Below are 18,067 nucleotides of genomic sequence, written 5' to 3'. Positions count from 1 at the left end.
GCCGCAGCCGACGTCCCACCACCCTGGAGAGCCCGATGTCGATGTCTCTGCCCGTGCCGGCACTGGGACGAGCGCTCCCGACGATCATCCAGGGCGGGATGGGGGTGGCCGTCTCGTCCTGGCGCCTGGCTTCCGCCGTCGCCAGGCGAGGACAGCTCGGCGTGGTGTCGGGGACCGCGCTGGACCTCGTGCTGACGCGCCGGCTCGAGGACGGCGACCTCGACGGCTCTGTCCGTCGCGCCATGGCGGCGTTCCCGGTGCGGGCGATCGTCGAGCGCGTGCTCGCGCGGTACCTGCGGCCCGGCGGACGGGGACCGGGGGTGGCCTACACCCCGGTGCCCCGGCTGAGCATCCGGCCCGGCCGGGCCGTCCAGGAGCTGACGGTGCTCGGCAACTTCGTCGAGGTGTGGCTGGCCAAGGCAGGCCATCGCGGCCCCGTCGGGATCAACTACCTGGAGAAGGTCCAGATGGCGCTGCCCGCGGCCGCCTACGGCGCGATGCTCGCCGGTGTGGATGCCGTGCTCGTCGGCGCCGGCATCCCGCGACACCTGCCGCACCTGCTCGACGACCTCGCGGCCCACCGCCCGACCCGGCTGCCCGTCGACGTCGCCGGAGACCCGGGCGGCGACCACGCCGTGACGATCGACCCGCCCGACCTCCTCGGCGCCGGCCGGGCGCCGCTGGCCCGGCCGATGTTCCTGGCGATCGTGTCCAGCGAGGTCCTCGCCGCCTACCTGACGCGCGACCCCGCGATCCGGCCCGACGGCTTCGTCATCGAGGGGCCACGCGCCGGCGGTCACAACGCGCCGCCGCGCGGCCGGCCTGTGCGCGACGAGCGCGGCCAGCCCGTGTTCGGCGCCCGGGACCAGGCGGACCTCGCCAAGGTCGCGGCCGTGGGGCTGCCCTTCTGGCTCGCCGGCTCGCTCGGCACCCCCGAGGCCGTCCGGGCCGCGGTGGCTGCCGGCGCGACAGGCGTCCAGGTGGGGACGGTCTTCGCGCTGAGCGCCGACTCGGGCCTCACCCCGGAGCTGCGCGCACGGCTCCTGGCCGGTCTGCGGGCCGGGACCCTCGAGGTCCTCACCGACGGGGACGCGTCGCCCACCGGGTTCCCGTTCAAGGTCGCCCAGCTCGAGGGCACCCTGTCGGACCCGGTTCTCCGCGCCGCCCGGCCCCGCCTGTGCGACCTGGGCTACCTGCGGTCGCCATATCTCAAGGACGACGGGCGCGTGGGGTACCGCTGCCCGGCCGAGCCCGTCGAGATGTTCGTGCGCAAGGGTGGCTCCGCCGACGACGCCGCCGGACGCGCGTGCTTGTGCAACGCCCTGTCCGCCGACGTCGGCCTCGGCCAGACCCGTCCCGACAGGCGCACCGAGGAAGCCCTGGTGACACTCGGTTCCGACCTCGACGGCGCCCGCCGGCTGGCCGAGCTGCATCCCGACGGCTGGTCCGCCGACCAGGTGCTCGACTGGCTCCTGTCTCCCGGACGATGATGGTCGGTGCGGGTCGTCCCTGGCGCGGCCAGCCGCCGCCCTTCTGAGGGGGACCGCCGACCGTGAGCGACGAGGCGCCATGAACAAGCTCCGCAGCTCGCCCGCCCGGGTCACCGTCGTGGTGGCCGCTGCGGCGCTCGCCGTGTACGGGGCCATGTTCCTGGCGCGGGACCTGCTCCATCTCGCGCAGTGGTTCGGCGCCTGGGCGGCCGTCGTCGCCTTCAGCGTCGTCACCTGGGCCGTGCTCTTCGTCTACGGCGTGGACCGCGTCCGTCAGCAGACTGCCGACGAGCCACGGCCGTGGTGGAAGACCCACACGGCCGCGTATGTCCTGGTTGCCGTGCTGACCAGCGCCCTGATGGGCTCGGTCACCTACATCCTCCAGATTCCCGCCGCGGAGGACGCCCGACCGGCGATCCTCGTCGCGGGTGTCGTCGCCTGGCTCGCCGGCTACCCCTGGGTGGTCAGCGTCTGGCTGGCGCACGCGGAGGCCACCGCCATCGGCGACGACGTGACGACGCTCGTCGTCGACGACCTCGGCTTCGCCACCGCGCTCGGCCGGATCGTCGAGAACCTCGAGCGCACCTGGGAGACGATCGAACGCAGCTCGCTCGCCCTGGCCGCCATCCTGTCGACGATCGTGCTCGACGTCGTGACGCTGCGTGCTGCGTGGCTCGCGGCCGGGTCGGTCACGGAGGACGATCTGCCCACCGCTATCGCGCTCGGCTACGGCGCGTTCTTCGCCGTGATCGTCGCCGCCATCGTCGTGCCGCTCGTGGTCTCCTGGCGGACCCAGGCGATCGCGCTCGTCGACAAGGTCGTCCCGTTCCCGGTCGGTGCCGTGCCGGCGGAGGCGGACTTCGCCGCGCGCGCCCGGTTCGAACGGCGCCTGGGTCTGCAGTCCCACACCCTGCGCAACCCGATCACCCTGCTCAGCGTCTTCGCACCCGTCCTGACCGGAGCGGTGTCGAGCCTGTTCACCGGCTGAGGGTGCCGCCGGTCCCGCGCGTGGCCCCGACCGGCCACGTGTGCGAGTTTGGTCCCGTGCAGCTCCTGTCGCGCGCACGACGCAGCCCCGGGGTCGGGGTTCGCCTCCCGGCGGTCGCCGGTGGGCAGACCGAGCTCGGCTGGTTCCTCACCGCGCAGCAGCGCGGCAACGACGCGACGCGAATCCGGCCGTGGACCGAGGGCAACGCGGTGCAGCCGCTCGTGCACGGCTCCACCTACTTCGCGGTGCTCGCCGAGGCTCTGGCCCGCGTGGGGCCGGGCGACCTGGTGCTGTTCAGCGACTGGCGCGGGGACCCTGACGAGCGGCTGACCGACGGTGGCGCGACCGTCCGGGAGTCGCTGTCGGCCGCCGTGCTCCGCGGCGCGCTGGTCAAGGGCCTCATGTGGCGCTCGCACCTGGACACGCTGCGGTTCTCGAACCGGGAGAACCGCACGCTCGCCGAGAGGGTCAACGAGGTCGGTGGCGAGGTGCTCCTCGACCAGCGGGTGCGCGCGGTCGGCAGCCACCATCAGAAGTTCGTCGTCATCCGGCATGCGGCGCGGCCCGCGGACGACATCGCCCTCGTCGGCGGGATCGACCTGGCGCACGGCCGGCGCGACGACGCCGACCACCGCGGCGATCCCCAGGCCCTGCCGTTCTCCCACGCGTACGGGCCACGCCCGCCGTGGCACGACGTGCACGTCCTGATCCGCGGCCCGGCCGTCCGCGACGTCGAGGACGTCTTCCGGGAGCGATGGGAGGACCCCGCCGCACTGTCGCGGCTGCCGTGGCAGGCGGTGCCCGACGTGGTGCACGGCGAGGACCGACAGCCCAGCGTGCTGCCGCCGCCGGCACCCGATCCCCCTCCGGCCGGCACCTGCGCGGTCCAGCTCCTGCGCACCTACCCCCAGCGCCGCCCCCGGTACCCGTTCGCGCCCGCCGGCGAGCGCAGCGCGGCCCGCGGGTACGCGAAGGCGCTGCGGAGGGCTCGCCGACTCGTCTACATCGAGGACCAGTACCTGTGGTCGGCGGACGTCGCTCAGGTCTTCGCCGCGGCCCTGCGCCGCGAACCCGGGCTGCACCTCATCGCTGTCGTCCCGCGGTACCCGGACCAGGACGACCGGCTGGGCCTGCCGCCGGTGCGGCTCGGCCACGCGCAGGCCCTGCAGATTGTGCGCGCCGCGGGCGGCGACCGCGTCATGGTCCTCGACGTCGAGAACCGCGACGGTCTGCCCGTCTACGTGCACGCGAAGGTGTGCGTGATCGACGACGTGTGGGCGACGGTGGGCAGCGACAACTTCAACCGGCGGTCCTGGACGCACGACTCCGAGCTGACCGCAGCGATCCTCGACCGGCGCCTGGACGAGCGGGAGCCGCGTGATCCCGCGGGCCTGGGCGACGGCGCGCGAGCCTTCGCGCGCGAGCTCCGGCTCGAGCTGTGGCGGGAGCACCTCGACCGTGACGACGACACCGGACTGATCGATCCGGGCGACGCGATCGACGCCATGCGATCGAGCGCCGCCGCTCTCGACGCGTGGCACGCCGGCGGCAGATCGGGCCCCCGCCCGCCCGGCAGGCTGCGGGCACACCCGGTCGTGCGGATGCCGCTGTGGCAGCGGCTGCTCGCGGCGCCGAGCTATCACGCCATCGTGGACCCCGACGGGCGGCCGACGTGGATGAAGGTGGGCGGCCGGCACTGACGGTGTCAGGGCACGTTCGCCCCGCCGTTGACGTTGATGACCTCGCCCACGACGAAGCTCGACTCCGGCGAGGCGAGGAACACGTAGGCGGGCGCCTGCTCGACGGGCTGGCTCGTCCGGCCGAGCCACGACGACTCCCCGAAGCCGTTCAGCTTCTCCGTGGGCTGCCCGTCGGACACCTGCAACGGCGTCCACACCGGCCCCGGCGCGACGGCGTTCACGCGGATGCCCCGCGGCGCGAGGTCGGCGGCGAGCGCCTTGGTGAAGCCGATGATGCCGAACTTGGTCGACGCGTAGTTGATGATCATCGGCGACGGGTTGTACCCCTGGACCGACGTGCTGTTGATGATCGTCGAGCCCGGACCCAGGTGGGGCAGGGCGTCACGCGTGATCCAGAACATCGCGTACAGGTTCGTCTGGATCGTGCGGTCCAGGTCGGCCTCGTCGAGCTCGTCGAAGCTCCGGTGGTACACCTGGTGCGCTGCGTTGTTCACCAGGATGTCCAGTCCCCCGAGCCCCGCGACCGCGTCGGCGACCAGGGACCGGCAGACCTCGCGGTCGCGGATGTCGCCGGGCAGCAGGATCGCCGTGCGGCCCTCCGCGCGCACGTACTCGGCGATCGCCTCGGCATCCACCTGCTCCTCGGGCAGGTAGCTGAGCGCCACGTCGGCACCCTCGCGGGCGAACGCGATCGCCACCGCGGCACCGATCCCGGAGTCGCCGCCCGTGATGAGCGCCTTGCGGCCGGGGAGCCGACCGGTCCCCCGGTAGCTGGTCTCGCCGTGGTCGGCCTTCGGGTCGAGCTCCGCGTCCAGGCCCGGCAGGGGCTGCCAGGACGCGTGCGGCGTGATGTGCGAGTGCCGCTCGACGGGGTTGTCGAACGTGAGCTGATCGGGGGCCATCGTCATCTCCTCCACGGTGAGTTCGATAACGATATCGGCCCACCGGCGCCCCGCGACCCGCTGCGCCTAGGTCGCCGACTTCGTCGCCAGCAGGTCCCCGGCACTCTTGTCCGCGAAGACCGTGAGCGCCTGCTGGGCCGAGCCGAAGATGACCGCGAGCGCGAGCAGCTGGGGCAGCGTCTCCGCGTCCATCGCCGCGACGAGACCACCCGCCACGAACATCACCCCCACGACCGCGAGCAGCGGACCGATGACCAGCTTCAGGAGCCCCTGCTGGATCGGCAGGCGGTACGGGAGCCCACCGGACTGCGCGCGGATCGTCGTCGGGAACGCCGTGATGAAGGCCCCGAGCGAGCCGGCGACCATGACGAAGGCGAGCAGCACCCACGGTTGAGCCGTGAAGCCCTCAGGCGCCGGGATCAACCAGACGCTCGCCAGCAGCACCTGCGCGACGAGCAGCACCACGATGGACAGCGCGGTCAGGATCGTGATGCCGAGCATCCCGTTGCGCAGGCGGCGCGCGCTCTCGTGGAGCCCGTCGGACGCCTGGTGCGACCTCTCGAGCAGGTCACGCACCCCGCTGCGGAACTGGTCGATGTCCTTGGGTGCGTTCCGCGACCACCGCACGGCCTGCGCGACGGCCGGGTCGTTCTTGGGCAGGTACTGCTTCGCGTCCGCGACGACGCCGTCGAGGCGCCCCTTGAGGTCCTTGCTCGACCGGTACATGACCAGGGCGCGCTCCACCCCGTGCAGCGTCTGCCACACAGCGCCGATCCGGGCCCCCGTGAACCACTCGCGCAGTCCGTGCAGGTGCGAGCGCCCGACCTCGTCGAGCCGTCCGAGCAGCAGCTCGTAGACGTAGTCGAGGTCCCTGACGAGCATCGCGACGACCTCGTCCGGGATCTCCTTGAGCGCCTGGATCTGCAGCAGCAGCTCACGGCGTCGCACCTCGGGCTGCGCCTGCCACGACGCCCGGCCCAGGAACGTCAGCGTCGACGATGCCTCCGCGCCGACCGGTGTGGGCGGTCGGGCGGTGTCCGGCGGGACCTTCGGTGGGCCGGCCGTCGTCTCGATGTGGTTGTCGGTCTGTGCCTGGAACATCTCGCACTCCTGCGTCGTCTGCGTACCGGCGTGCTCGCCGATGGAGTGAGGAGCCCGCAACGCCCGCCCGCGATACACAGCGCCGCCGTCGGATCGAAAGGGCAAACAGTCCCCATTCGTCCCCTTTGTCCCGAGTGCGAGTAGCCTCGACTGCGTGCTGCGTTGAACCGGGCGCAGCCCCAGAGGTTGGGGGACCTCATGGCTGGCCCTTTACGACCGCTCGTGCTGGTCCGAGGCTTCGGCGGTCCGGATGTGTCCGACGAGCAGCGCAGCCCGTACCAGGGCTTCAACGACGGTTCGGTGTACCCGAACCGTCGCGGTGAGAACTACATCTACGAGGGCTTCGTCCTGCGTGCGCTGAAGTCCGAGGCGTTCCCCTACCGGGACGCCACGAACGTGGTCGGCTTCTACTCCGAGGACATCCCCTCACCGATCGACCCGCTGGAGCTCGACGACGACGACGTGCGCGGCAGCGTGGTGCTCGACCCGCAGATCGAGAAGCGTGTGCTCGACAAGGGCGTCGCGGGCACGATCTGGGTCTACCGGTACTACGACCTGCGACCCCGGGCGCTCGAACGCTACGGCGAAGGCCTCCGGCGGCTCGTCGAGCTGATCGAGCGCTCGGCCGCACGGCACCACGAAGCCTTCCACGGCGTCGACATCGTCGCGCACAGCATGGGCGGTCTCGTGGTCCGTGAGGGGCTCGTGAGCATGAACGAGCGCGGCGCGGGCTCGGCGGAGCGGCTCGTGCACCGGGTGGTCACCCTGGGGACCCCGCACCGGGGCATCGCGTTCCAGCGAGCGCCCAGCTGGCTGATCCGGATACTCCCCGGGGCCAAGAAGGCCAAGGGCGAGCTGGCGTCGTTCGACCCGAGGAGCACGCAGTTCCACGGCTGGGCACAGAACTTCGACGTGTCGCGCGTCCTGACCGTGGTCGGGACCAGCTACCGCACGTACGGGCCCGCGATCGCCTCGGTGGCCAACCGCGTGTCCAGCCTCTTCGACGAGGGCACCCTCTCGACCAACCGCAGCGACGGGCTGGTCAAGCAGGCGTCGGCGCAGCTCCCCGGCGCGCCACGCACCTTCGTCGACAAGTGCCACGGAGGCCCCGACTCCCTGGTGACGTCGCGCGAGGCCTACGAGATCGCCATGCGGTTCTTCCACGGCTCCCACAAGGTGTCGCTGTGGCTGGACGAGGCCGACGTCAGTCGCGGCCGCGACACGTTCGGCCGGAGCGAGTTCTACTTCGGCGTCTCCATCAAGCCGAGGTTCGTGGACTTCGAGCTGGTCCACCAGAGCGCCGAGGCCGAGAACTGCTACGGACCGTTCAACCAGGCCGACCTGCGCGATCCGCTGCCCGACCTCAAGGCCGAGCTCCAGAAGCCGCTCGCCGAGTTCGGTGATCGGACCACCGGCTGGGCGGGCCCCGACCGTCTGGTGTGGGAGGGCTGGATCGACGAGCACTCGGCCAGGGACGGTGCGGCCGGCATGGTGTTCCGCATCGACATCTACGTCGGCGAGCGGGACACGTCCGGGATCGGCTTCTCCGACAACGTCGTGTTCCGCAAGCAGTACTACCTGCAGGTGTTCCCAGGCACCCCGTGGGAGCTCTACGTCCATACGGGCGAGAAGTACCTCGGCATGAAGGAGCCCGCCGACCAGGACGCCGTGCGCGCGATCGCCGAGCCGACCCCGAAGGCCGAGGTCCAGTCGGCGGGCACCGTGCCCGAGCACCCGGGCCAGCGGACCTTCCACGTCGTCGGGACAGGCTTCAGCGCGACGTTCCGGGTGGGTGTCGAGCGCGTCCGACCCGTCGACGGGGGCGGTGCCTAGGCTCCAGGCATGGCAACGGTCCTCCTCGTCCGGCACGGTCGGAGCACGGCGAACGTCGCGGGGGTCCTGAGCGGGCGGGCGCCCGGGGTCGATCTCGACGACGTCGGGCGGCGCCAGGCCGCGCGCACGGCGGAGCGCATCGGGGTGCTGCCGCTGGTGGCGGTGATCTCCAGCCCTCTGGAGCGGTGCAGGCAGACCGCGGAGATCATCGCGAAGCACCCCGGTGTCCAGCTCGAGCCCGACCTCACCGAGTGCGACTACGGGCAGTGGCAGGGCCGCGCACTGAAGGAGCTCGCCCAGGAGCCGTTGTGGTCGGTCGTGCAGACCCGGCCGTCCGAGGCCGTGTTCCCGGGCGGCGAGTCGATGGCGGCCATGCAGGCCCGGTCGGTGGCGGCGATCCGTCGGCACGACGCCGCGCTGGAGGCCGAGCACGGCGACGGCGCGGTATGGGTGGCGGTCACGCACGGCGACATCATCAAGTCCGTCCTGGCCGATGCCCTCGGCATGCACCTCGACCTGTTCCAGCGCATCACCGTCAACCCCGGGTCGGTGTCGATCGTCCGGTACGGAACCAGTCGCCCCGAGGTGGTGGCCACGAACACCGACTCGGGCGACCTCTCGTGGCTGCGCGCCGCCGGTCCCGTCGGCGACGCGGCGGTGGGTGGCGGCGCCGGGCCCTCCTCTTAGAGTGGGCGACATGCCGGCACTTGTTCACCAGTTCGACTGGCCCGACCGCGTCGTCGTCGGGACCGTCGGGCTCCCGGGTTCCCGCACCTTCTACCTGCAGGTCCGCGACGGCGCTCGGCGCGCGAGCGTCGCGCTGGAGAAGGAGCAGTCCGCGGTCCTCGCCGAGAAGATCGACGAGATCCTCGACGCGCTGATGGCCGACCAGCAGAACCGGTTCAGCGTCCCCGCCGCCACGCCCGCCGAGCTCGTCGACAACGAGCCTCTGGACCAGCCCGTCGAGGAGGAGTTCCGTGCAGGGCTGCTGCGCCTCGCCTGGGATCCGTCGACCGCGCAGGTCGTCGTCGAGGCGTTCCCGCTGGAGGAGGAGCAGTCCGACGACGAGGAGGACGAACCGAGCGAGATGCTCCTGGTGCGGATGCCCGTCGGGACCGCCCGGGCCTTCGTCGAGCGCACCCGGCAGGTCGTCCGGTCGGGCCGGCCCCTGTGCCCGAGGTGCGGTCAGCCGGTCGACGACGACGGCCACGTGTGCGGCGCCCCGCCCGCTCCGTGAGCGTCGACCTCGCCGGCGGTGAGCTCGAGCTCGTCGGGCGCATCACGGCCGCCTCGAACGCCACCTTCCTCGCGACGATCGGCGACGTCAGCGTCGTCTACAAGCCCGTCGCCGGGGAACGGCCCCTGTGGGACTTCCCCGACGAGACGCTGGCGAACCGGGAGGCCGCCGCCTATCTCGTCTCGGAGGCGTTCGGCTGGGACGTCGTGCCGACCACCATCCTGCGCGACGGTCCCCTCGGTCCGGGCATGGTGCAGCTCTGGCAGCAGCCGGACGCCGCGCAGGACCCCGTGGACATCGTCCCGGCGCACGCCGTGCCGCCGGACGGCTGGCGCGCGGTCTTCCACGGCATCGACGAGGACGACCAGCCGCTGACCCTGATCCACGAGGACTCCCCCGCGCTGCGCCGGATGGCCGTCTTCGACATCGTCGTGAACAACGCCGACCGCAAGGGCGGGCACGTTCTGCCCATGGCCGGCGGTCACCGCTTCGGCGTCGACCACGGCGTCTCGTTCCACGTCGAGCACAAGCTGCGCACGGTGTTGTGGGGATGGCGGGGCGACTTGCTGGACGCTGCCGAGGTCGCGGGGATCGAGCAGGTACGCGAGGCCTTGGATGGCGAGCTCGGGGAGCGCCTGTCCGCGCTCCTCACCATCGAGGAGGTCATCGCACTGGCCGACCGCTGCGACCGGTTGCTCCGGAACCGCACCTTCCCCGGCCCGTCGGGCGACATGCCGGCCTTCCCGTGGCCGTTCTTCTGAGCCCTTCGTCCCTGAGGGAGGATCACCTGGTGGGTAGCCGCTTCCGGTTCGTGGGTCTCGTCGCGCTCGTCGCAGCGCTGAGCGCCTGCGGATCGGCGCCTGTGCCGAGCGGGACGGTCCACGTCGAGCGGCACACGTGGGGCGGGATGTGCCCGGACGGGCCGTGCGGGTCCGACCTCGTCGTCGAGGACGACGGCTCGTGGACGTACTCGTCGTCGGACGAGGACGGCGACGCCTCCGGAACCCTGACCGACTCGGAGCTCGACGCCCTGCACACCGCCGTCGCGGACACCACCGTGGGCAGCGAGAGCGCCGCTGCTGTCGCGTGCGCGGCCGACGTGGACGACACGTCGGTGCGGTACGCGTGGACCTTCGACGACGACTCCGGTGCTGCGTCGTCGTGCGAGGTCGTCATCGACGGGGGCGACCCGCTCGTGCTCTACCTGGACGAGCTCGCCGCATCGTTCGACTGAGCGCGGTCACCACTCCTCGTCGCGACCCCACCCGCCGAACGCGCCGTTGCGGCGCGAGGTCAGGTAGGACCCGAGGACCGCGGCGCCCAGGTCGTCGGACTCGGGCGAGACGACCGTGCCGCCCGCCCGCTTGGCCATCGCGTCGACGAACCTCGCGAGCCCCGGGTCGTCGCCCAGGCGGAAGAACGTCGTGCGCGCACCGAGGCGGGTCGAGCCGTCGAGCTCACGCACCGCGAGCGCGATCGTCATCGGGTTCGGCGGGTAGTCGAAGAAGACCTCGCCGTCGCGCTCCAGGTGGGAGGTCGGCTCGCCGTCGGTCACGATGAGGAGCACGGGCTGCGCGTTCGGGTGCTTGCGGAAGTGCCGGTTGGCGAGCAGCAGGGCGTGGTGGAGGTTGGTGCCCTTCTCCCACTTCTCGTCGAGACCGACGAGCTGTTCGATCTCCATGACCTGCGCCGCCCGCCCGAATCCGATCAGCTGCAGGTCATCCCCCCGGAACCGGCTCGTGACCAGCGTGTGGAGCGCCAGCGCGGTGCGCTTCATCGGCACCCAACGGCCCTCCATCGCCATCGAGAACGACGTGTCGACGAGCAGCGCCACGCACGCCTGGGTCCGCGCCTCGGTCTCCTGGATCTCGACGTCGTCGACCTGGATCGTCCGCGACCCGCGGGCCAGCGCGTTGGTGATGGTCCGGCTCACGTCCCACGGCTCGGTGTCGCCGAACACCCACGGGCGGGTGCTGCCCGACGGCTCGCCTGCGGCGCCGGAACGCCGCACCTCGTGGCCGCCCTGGCGACCGGACATCGTGTCGGCGACGGCCCGCAGCACCGACTTCCCCAGCTGCCGCATGGCCTTCGGCGTCAGCGCGAGCTGCCCGTCCGAGCCGCGCCGCATCGTGCCGGACTCCTTCAGAGCCTTCTCCAGCTGCTGCAGGGTGCGGGCGTCGACGGCCGCGTCCTGTCCGAGCTGGCGCGACAGCTTCTCGAGATCGACATCGTCCAGCTGCGAACCCTGGTACGACTGCGCGAGCTGCTCGGCCAGCGCGTCGAGGTCGGCCAGGTCCTGGAAGACCCCCGTCCCGTCGCCGAGCCCGAGCCCGTTGTCCCCGTCCATCCGCTCGACGCTTCCCCAGTCCTCACCGGGTCGCAGGGCACGGAGGTTGTCGTCGAGCTGGTGGAGGGTGCTCATCAGCTCGTTGGAGCCGAACGCCTGCTGGGCGAGCGCGTCGAGCTCGTCGCGCTGCTCCTGCGTCATCGAGTTCCGCATCCGCTGCGCCGCGGCCGCCCTGCTCGCGAGGGTGTCGAGGAGCTCGTCGAGCGTGCCCGGCTGCTCGGGGAAGTACTCCCCGTGCTTGGCCATGAAGTCGTTGAACTGCTCCTGGGTGTCGCGGCCCTGCTGCCGCGCTTCGAGCAGCTCGTTGAGGTCGGCGAGCATCTCGTTCAGCGCGGCCCGGTCGGCGTCGGTCGCGTTCTCGAGCGCCTCCTTCATGCCGGCGATGCGCTGGTCGAGGACCTCCCGGCCCAGCAGGTCCTTGATCTTCTCGAACTCCGCGCGCGCCTCGCTGCTGCGCCAGTCGTAGCCGGTGAGCTCGTTCACGGCGGCCGCGGGCGACGACGGCAGGTTGTCGAGCTGCAGCTGCGCCAGGGCACGCTCGCCCTCGTCCATGTCGACGTCGCGCGCCAGCTGCTTGCGCTCGGCCAGGACCGCCCGGTCCAGCAGCTCCTTGACCTGCTGGAGCGTGCCGTCGAGGTTGTTCCTCTGCGTCAGCTCCTTGCGCCGTTCCGCGACGCGCCGCGCCAGCTCGTCCAGCCCGGCCTGGTCCTTGCCGCCTCGCCGCAGGAACTCCCGCATCGCCCGCTCGGGCGAGTAGCCAGCCATGACGTCCTGGCCGATGGCGTCCAGCGCCTCGGCCAGGTCGACCGGCGGCGCGAGCGGGTCCGGCCCGTCGACGTACGGGGTGTACCGCTGGAGGCGCCGGTTGGGCCTAGCCATAGATCGTCTCGCCGCCCCCGGACTCCTTGCTGATCCGTCGGGACAGGTACAGACCCTCCAGCGCGAGCTCGATCGCGGCCGCCCGCTCGCCGTCGTTGCTGGCTCCGAGCCGCTCGCAGATCTCGTCGTAGAGCTCGGACTCCCCCAGCGACGGCAGGCCGGTCAGCACGTCGCGCGCGGTGACCTGCTCGCCGGTCGTCACCATGGCACCGCCCTGGATCGCCTCCACCAGCAGGCGGAAGTCGATCCCGGTGAGGTGCGCGCGGACGGTCTCCGCCGTGGCGAGACGGAGCAGGTGGTCGAGGATCTCGTCCTCGCGCCCCTCCTCCCCCGACTCGAACTCGATCTTCCCCGCGAGCACGTCCACGGCCGTCTCCAGGTCCACCGGGCGGGCCACCGCCTCGTGCTCGCCCTGCCGCGCGGCCCGGTGCAGAGCGGAGGCGGCAACGGTCTCGGCGCCCGCGATGGCGAACCGGGCACTCACGCCGCTGCGCTGGTCGACCGCGCTCGACTCCCGCAGCGCCGTCGTGAAGCGCGCCAGGATCTCGATGAGGTGGTCCGGCACGACCGCGTGCAGCAGCGCCTCCTGCCGGATGACCGCGACCTCGTCGGCGAGCTCCGTCGGGTAGTGCGTGCGGATCTCCGCACCGAACCGGTCCTTCAGCGGCGTGATGATCCGGCCGCGGTTGGTGTAGTCCTCCGGGTTGGCGGTCGCCACCACGAGCACGTCCAGCGGCAGCCGCAGCACGTAGCCGCGGATCTGGATGTCCCGCTCCTCCATCACGTTCAGCATCGCGACCTGGATGCGTTCTGCGAGGTCCGGGAGCTCGTTGATCGCGACGATCCCCCGGTGCCCGCGCGGGACCAGGCCGAAGTGGATCGTCTCCGGGTCACCGAGCGCACGCCCCTCAGCGACCTTCATCGGGTCCACGTCGCCGATGAGGTCCGCGACGCTCGTGTCCGGCGTCGCGAGCTTCTCGACGTACCGCTCGTCGCGGTGGCGCCAGGTGATGGGGAGGTCGTCGCCCTGCTCGCTTGCTCGGCGCTGGCTGACGACCGTGATCGGCTCGTACGGGTGCTCGCCGATCTCCGACCCGTCGATGGTTGGGGTCCACTCGTCAAGAAGGCCCTGGAGAGTGCGCAGGATCCGGGTCTTGCCCTGCCCTCGCTCACCCAGCAGCACGATGTCGTGGCCGGCGATCAGCGCGCGCTCCAGCTGCGGGATGACGGTGTCGTCGAAGCCGTGGATGCCCGGCCACGGGTCACGACCCTCGCGAAGCGCAGCGAGCAGGTTGGAGCGGATCTCTTCCCGGACCGACGTGTGCACGTGGCCGGAAGCGCGGAGTTCGCCGACCGTTGCGGCAGAGGGACGCATCATTCGGTCGAGCGTACGTCCGGCTTCGTCGGATGCATCCCGAGTTCGCCGACGGGTGAACGGTTGCCGATGCAGGGTCGCCGGGGCAGGGTCTTTCCTGGGGTGAGAGACATGGCGAAGAAGACAGGCGTGGCCCTGGCGGTCGCGTGGCCGCTGGCCAAGAAGGTCGCGACACAGGTCAGCGTGATCGTCGCGAACAACCCCGACCTCCAGAAGCGTCTGGAGAACCTCGGCAAGAAGTTCGCCGACGTCCAGCGGGCTCGGACACCCGAGGCCAAGATCACGCGCGCGATGGAGTCGGTGCGGGAGCAGGCGTCGATCGTCCTGAGCTCTGAGTCTCCGGGTGTCGAGTCCGTCGCCTCCCTCCAGGCCGCCGGCTGGAAGCAGCGCGCCGACCAGGTCGACCGGGCTCTCCAGATCCTCCAGCACCAGCCGCGCAAGATGCAGAAGTCGCAGCTCCCCCGCATCGCCGCGATGGCGGACTCGCTCGTCGCGGAGGTCCTGACGTCGCTCATCGACGAGGCCGAACCGAGGGGTCAGATCGAAGGCTCCTGAGCCGCGCGAGTGGACACCGTGACGGTGAACTTCGGGTCGCGGCTGACCTGCCGGGTCGGTCCGACGACACGCTCCAGCGCCGACCGATAGCGCAGGTGCGAGTTCCACACTGCCCACAGCTCGCCGCCAGGTGTGAGGATCCGCGCAGCGTCCGCGAACAGCGCCCTGGCCACCCCGTCGTGCACCGCCGCTCCCACGTGGAACGGCGGATTGAGGAGCACGAGGTCCACGCTCGCGTCGGGGACCGTCTCGGCACCGTTCGCACGCACGACGATGACCTGGCCCTCCAGGCCGTTCGCCGCAACCGTTGCTCTGGCGGAGGCCACCGCGGCGGCGGACTCGTCGGTCGCAGTGACCGTCAGGTTCTCGTTCGCTCGCGCCAGGAGAACGGCCAGAACCCCTGTCCCGCACCCGAGGTCCACCGCCGACGTGATGTCCGTCGGGACCGCATCGAGGTGCTGCAGCAGTGCGCGCGTCCCGATGTCGATCCCCGTCCCCGCGAACGCGCCGCCGTGGGCGCACACCGTGATGCCGAGGTCCTTGTGCTCCTTCCGCTCGGGCCAGCGCTTCGCCGGGCGCTCGTCCTCCGGCCGCGGCGTGGTGGCGACGAGAACGCGCGACTTCTGCCTGGCCAGGTGCGCCTGCACGGTGGCGAAGTGGCGCCCGAGGACGTCGTTCATCGCCGTCGTCATGTGCTTGACCCGACCGCCCGCCACGACCACCACATCCGGATCCGCGTGCCTGGCGATCAAGCCCGCGATCTCGTCTAGCGCATCGAGCGACCGCGGGAGCTGGAGCAGCACGACCCTCGCGCCGTCGACGAGTTCCGGCGTAAGCCTGCCTGGTTCGAACCCGGTGAGCCCGAGCCGTTCGGCGTTCGCCTGCAGCGCCCGCTCGCCAAGCAGCCGGTCCTGGTGCGTGCGGACACCCGAGAGCCCGTGCCGCGTGATCGCGCCGAGAGTCAGCGCGCCGTGGTGGTCGCCGATCACGACGACACCTGCCCCCGTGCCATCCGCCATCCGGGGCGCGGCCTCGTCGAGGATCAGCCGGTCGCTGGCGTCGACCGCGTGCAGGTTCGGCGCCTCGATATCGGGGAAGCGCCGGAGGTTGGCGAGCACGTCGGTCTCGTCATGCCCAGCCACTGCATCCACGCCCCCGAGGCTAACGGGCCAAGACGCACCGACGCGGTTTCGGGACTTCCGCCCCTACCGGACGGCCGTGGGTCGTCGAAACGTGGACGACATGGATGCAACGGTCAAGACCGTTCAAGGCGTCCTGCGGGGCAGGGTCGTCGACGGCGTTCACGCGTTCCTCGGAGTCCAGTACGCGGCACCGCCCTTCGGTGCGAACCGGCTTCGACCCCCGCAGACCGTCGAGCCCTGGAGCGGCGTGCGCGACGCCACGGCACCGGGTCCCGAACCCCCGCAGGTTGCCCCACCGGCCACCGGCGGGCCGCGAGAGGGTGCCGGCGAGGACTGGCGCGACGTCTCCGGTGCCTTCGCCGCCGTCGAGCGCGCCGCACCGTCGCAGGAGTGCCTGAACCTCAACCTGTGGACGCCCGATCCCGCGGCAACGGGTCTGCCCGTGATGGTGTGGATCCAGGGCGGCATGTTCGAGCTCAGCTCGACCTCGGCATACGACGGGTCGCGCTTCGCCCGCGACGGTGTCGTCTGCGTCGTCATCAACTGGCGCCCCGGCGCAGAGGGCTTCCTCTACCTCGCGGACGGCATCGCGAACGTCGGCCTGCTCGACCAGGTCGCGGCACTGGAGTGGGTGCAGGAGAACATCGGCGCGTTCGGCGGCGACCCCGCGAACGTCACCGTCTTCGGCGAGTCCGCGGGCGCGATGAGCATCGGCACCCTGCTCGCGATGCCCCGCGCCAAGGGACTGTTCCGACGGGCCATCCTGCAGAGCGGTGCGGCGCTCCACGTGGCCGAGGCCGACGATGCGCGACGCGTCGCCGGATACCTGGCCGACATCCTCGGCGTGCACCCGACCCGCGAGGCGATCGCGGAGGTTGGTGTGGAGCGCCTGCTCGCAGCCCAGGTCCAGCTGAAGACCGATCTGCTCACCGATCCGGACCCGGAGCGGTGGGGCCAGGCGGTGGTGACGACGACGATGCCGTGGCAGCCGGTCGTCGACGGCCAGGTCGTGCCTGGCGTCCCGATCGACCAGATCGCGGCCGGCTCCGGCGGCGAAGTCGACGTCATGGTGGGGACGAACACCGACGACTGGAGGCTCTGGCTCCTGGTCAGCGGCGCCATCGCCCAGATCACCGACGAGATCCTGACCGGGCCCGTCCGCGGGCACGGGTACCAGGCGTTGGCGGCCTACGGACTCGATCCGTCGACGGCACTCGCCGCCTACCGGACCAGGTATCCGCAGGCCTCCCCCGGCGACCTGCTCGCGAACGTCCAGACCGACTGGTGGATGCGGGTGCCCGCCCTCCGCCTCGCGGAAGCCCGCACCCGTACCCCCGCGACCGGACGCACCTACATGTACGAGTTCGCCTGGCCCGCCCCCGGACTCGGTGCAGTCCATGCCGTCGAGGTGCCGTTCGTCTTCGACACAGCCCGTCCCGACGCACCGCTGTTCGGCCCGATGCTCGGCGCCCATCCGCCGCAGGACCTCGCACGCCTGATGCACGCCACCTGGATCGCCTTCGCCGCAACCGGTGACCCCGGCTGGCCCAGGTACGACCACAACCGCAGGTCCACCATGCGATTCGACACGACCTCCGAGCTCGTCGACGACCCCCGGGCCTGGGAGCGGGCGCTCTGGGAGGGCATCCGCCGACCATGACTGGCTCTCCCGCAGCCCGCCCCTATGTCGTGCGGGCTGTGCCCCGGGAACGCCAACCGATCCTGGACAGGCTGGCGGGCGCCAGCCGCCGATTCCAGGTGCACGCCCTGCTCGAGCTCGACGTGACGACCCCCACGGCGCTCATCGCCGCGTCCGACCCGCACGTGTCATGGACAGCATTCGTCATCGCCAGCGTGGCACGGGCGGTCGCGATGCACCCCGAGGTGAACGCCCGCAAGGCAGGCAATGCGATCGTCTCCTTCGACCGCGTCGACATCGGCGCGACCGTCGAGCGGAACTGGCAGGGACGCACCGTCCTCGACGCCGTGCTGGTGGCAGACGCCGATCAGCAGTCGTGCTCGGCGATCTCCCAGACCCTGCAGCGAGCGAAGTACGGTCCGGGCGAACAGCAGCGCCCGAGCGGGCTGACCGGAGCGCTGATCCGCCTCCCGGGCCCCCTCCGGCGGACGGCGATCAGGGTCGCCGCCACCAGACCTGCCATCGCCGCCACCTTCGGCCCCGCGGTGGGAGTCACGTCGATCGGGATGTTCGCCGGTGGGTGGGGCTGGGCAATTCCGCTAGCGCCCCTGACCGTGATCGCGACCGTAGGACGCATCGCGGACCGCGCGGTCGTGCGCGACGGAATGGTGGTTGTCCGGCCGATGCTGCCGCTCACACTGAGCTTTGATCACGCCGTGATCGACGGGGCACCGGCCGCGCGCTTCACCCGGACCCTGAGCACGCTGATCGAGACCGGCTCCGCGTTCCAGGGGATCGCGCCTTCCGCCGAGCCATGAGCGACGTGCCGGGTGCTCGGTCTCACCGCGATGGCCAAGCCCGTTCCGGGATGCCGAGCCG

16 protein-coding genes are annotated in these 18,067 nt (G+C 71.7%); 11 read left to right on the top strand and 5 right to left on the bottom strand.

Features of this window, described 5'->3' with window-relative positions; genetic code table 11:
• Nucleotides 1–35: 35 nt before the first annotated feature.
• The 3 genes from ASD16_RS18060 (at nucleotide 36) to ASD16_RS18050 (ending at nucleotide 4,178) form a co-directional block, all read left to right on the top strand.
• Complete coding sequence (locus tag ASD16_RS18060) at nucleotides 36–1,490, top strand: nitronate monooxygenase (protein ID WP_055920959.1); 1,455 nt, start codon at nucleotides 36–38, stop codon at nucleotides 1,488–1,490.
• 79 nt (nucleotides 1,491–1,569) lie between these two features.
• A complete protein-coding gene (locus tag ASD16_RS21960; protein ID WP_055920955.1) occupies nucleotides 1,570–2,478 on the top strand; it encodes a hypothetical protein in 909 nt (302 codons plus the stop codon).
• A gap of 56 nt (nucleotides 2,479–2,534) precedes the next feature.
• Nucleotides 2,535–4,178: a phospholipase D family protein gene (locus ASD16_RS18050; RefSeq protein WP_235523408.1), complete on the top strand. Its 1,644-nt coding sequence runs from the start codon at nucleotides 2,535–2,537 to the stop codon at nucleotides 4,176–4,178.
• A 5-nt stretch (nucleotides 4,179–4,183) separates the two neighbouring features.
• On the opposite strand, the gene ASD16_RS18045 is transcribed toward ASD16_RS18050, so the two are convergent.
• Nucleotides 4,184–5,080: an SDR family oxidoreductase gene (locus ASD16_RS18045; protein WP_055921699.1), complete on the bottom strand. Its 897-nt coding sequence runs from the start codon at nucleotides 5,078–5,080 to the stop codon at nucleotides 4,184–4,186.
• 66 nt (nucleotides 5,081–5,146) lie between these two features.
• Entirely contained in the window at nucleotides 5,147–6,181 is a 1,035-nt protein-coding gene (locus ASD16_RS18040; protein WP_055920953.1) for a hypothetical protein, read from the bottom strand.
• A 252-nt stretch (nucleotides 6,182–6,433) separates the two neighbouring features.
• Between ASD16_RS18040 and ASD16_RS18035 the strand changes: the two genes are divergently transcribed.
• From ASD16_RS18035 to ASD16_RS18015, 5 genes are read left to right on the top strand one after another with little or no spacing between them, the layout of a single operon-like run.
• Entirely contained in the window at nucleotides 6,434–8,014 is a 1,581-nt protein-coding gene (locus tag ASD16_RS18035) for a triacylglycerol lipase (RefSeq protein WP_162250321.1), read from the top strand.
• 9 nt (nucleotides 8,015–8,023) lie between these two features.
• The gene (locus ASD16_RS18030; protein WP_055920947.1) at nucleotides 8,024–8,701 is read left to right on the top strand and encodes a histidine phosphatase family protein; all 678 of its coding nucleotides are present in this window, start codon (nucleotides 8,024–8,026) and stop codon (nucleotides 8,699–8,701) included.
• Between the two features lie 10 nt (nucleotides 8,702–8,711).
• Nucleotides 8,712–9,251: a DUF3090 domain-containing protein gene (locus tag ASD16_RS18025; protein ID WP_055921696.1), complete on the top strand. Its 540-nt coding sequence runs from the start codon at nucleotides 8,712–8,714 to the stop codon at nucleotides 9,249–9,251.
• Nucleotides 9,248–10,012, top strand: coding sequence for an SCO1664 family protein (locus ASD16_RS18020; protein ID WP_157454015.1), 765 nt, complete (start codon nucleotides 9,248–9,250; stop codon nucleotides 10,010–10,012). The genes ASD16_RS18025 and ASD16_RS18020 overlap by 4 nt, the downstream gene beginning before the upstream one ends.
• A gap of 29 nt (nucleotides 10,013–10,041) precedes the next feature.
• On the top strand, nucleotides 10,042–10,485 hold the full coding sequence (locus tag ASD16_RS18015) for a hypothetical protein (protein WP_055920941.1): 444 nt from the start codon (nucleotides 10,042–10,044) through the stop codon (nucleotides 10,483–10,485).
• A 6-nt stretch (nucleotides 10,486–10,491) separates the two neighbouring features.
• Here ASD16_RS18015 and ASD16_RS18010 read toward each other — a convergent pair whose 3' ends face one another.
• Both ASD16_RS18010 and ASD16_RS18005 read right to left on the bottom strand, forming a co-directional pair.
• Nucleotides 10,492–12,477, bottom strand: a complete 1,986-nt coding sequence (locus ASD16_RS18010; RefSeq protein WP_055920938.1) for a VWA domain-containing protein — start codon at nucleotides 12,475–12,477, stop codon at nucleotides 10,492–10,494.
• Complete coding sequence (locus ASD16_RS18005) at nucleotides 12,470–13,855, bottom strand: ATP-binding protein (protein WP_082570976.1); 1,386 nt, start codon at nucleotides 13,853–13,855, stop codon at nucleotides 12,470–12,472. Before ASD16_RS18005 ends, ASD16_RS18010 begins: the two co-directional genes overlap by 8 nt.
• 108 nt (nucleotides 13,856–13,963) lie before the next feature.
• On the opposite strand from ASD16_RS18005, the gene ASD16_RS18000 reads away from it, so the two are divergent.
• Nucleotides 13,964–14,407 (top strand): hypothetical protein, encoded by a 444-nt coding sequence (locus tag ASD16_RS18000; RefSeq protein WP_055920935.1) that lies wholly within the window; start codon nucleotides 13,964–13,966, stop codon nucleotides 14,405–14,407.
• Here ASD16_RS18000 and ASD16_RS17995 read toward each other — a convergent pair.
• On the bottom strand, nucleotides 14,389–15,549 hold the full coding sequence (locus ASD16_RS17995; protein ID WP_055920932.1) for a class I SAM-dependent methyltransferase: 1,161 nt from the start codon (nucleotides 15,547–15,549) through the stop codon (nucleotides 14,389–14,391). The two genes, ASD16_RS18000 and ASD16_RS17995, sit on opposite strands and share 19 nt — an antisense overlap.
• A 100-nt stretch (nucleotides 15,550–15,649) precedes the next feature.
• Between ASD16_RS17995 and ASD16_RS17990 the strand changes: the two genes are divergently transcribed.
• Nucleotides 15,650–17,209: a carboxylesterase/lipase family protein gene (locus ASD16_RS17990; protein WP_055921692.1), complete on the top strand. Its 1,560-nt coding sequence runs from the start codon at nucleotides 15,650–15,652 to the stop codon at nucleotides 17,207–17,209.
• Between the two features lie 98 nt (nucleotides 17,210–17,307).
• Nucleotides 17,308–18,006: a 2-oxo acid dehydrogenase subunit E2 gene (locus ASD16_RS17985; protein WP_055920929.1), complete on the top strand. Its 699-nt coding sequence runs from the start codon at nucleotides 17,308–17,310 to the stop codon at nucleotides 18,004–18,006.
• Nucleotides 18,007–18,067: the final 61 nt, after the last annotated feature.

The organism is Cellulomonas sp. Root485 (assembly GCF_001426705.1).
In the GTDB taxonomy this organism is placed as follows: domain Bacteria; phylum Actinomycetota; class Actinomycetes; order Actinomycetales; family Cellulomonadaceae; genus Cellulomonas.
This window is presented reverse-complemented; position numbering and strand designations above follow the sequence as displayed.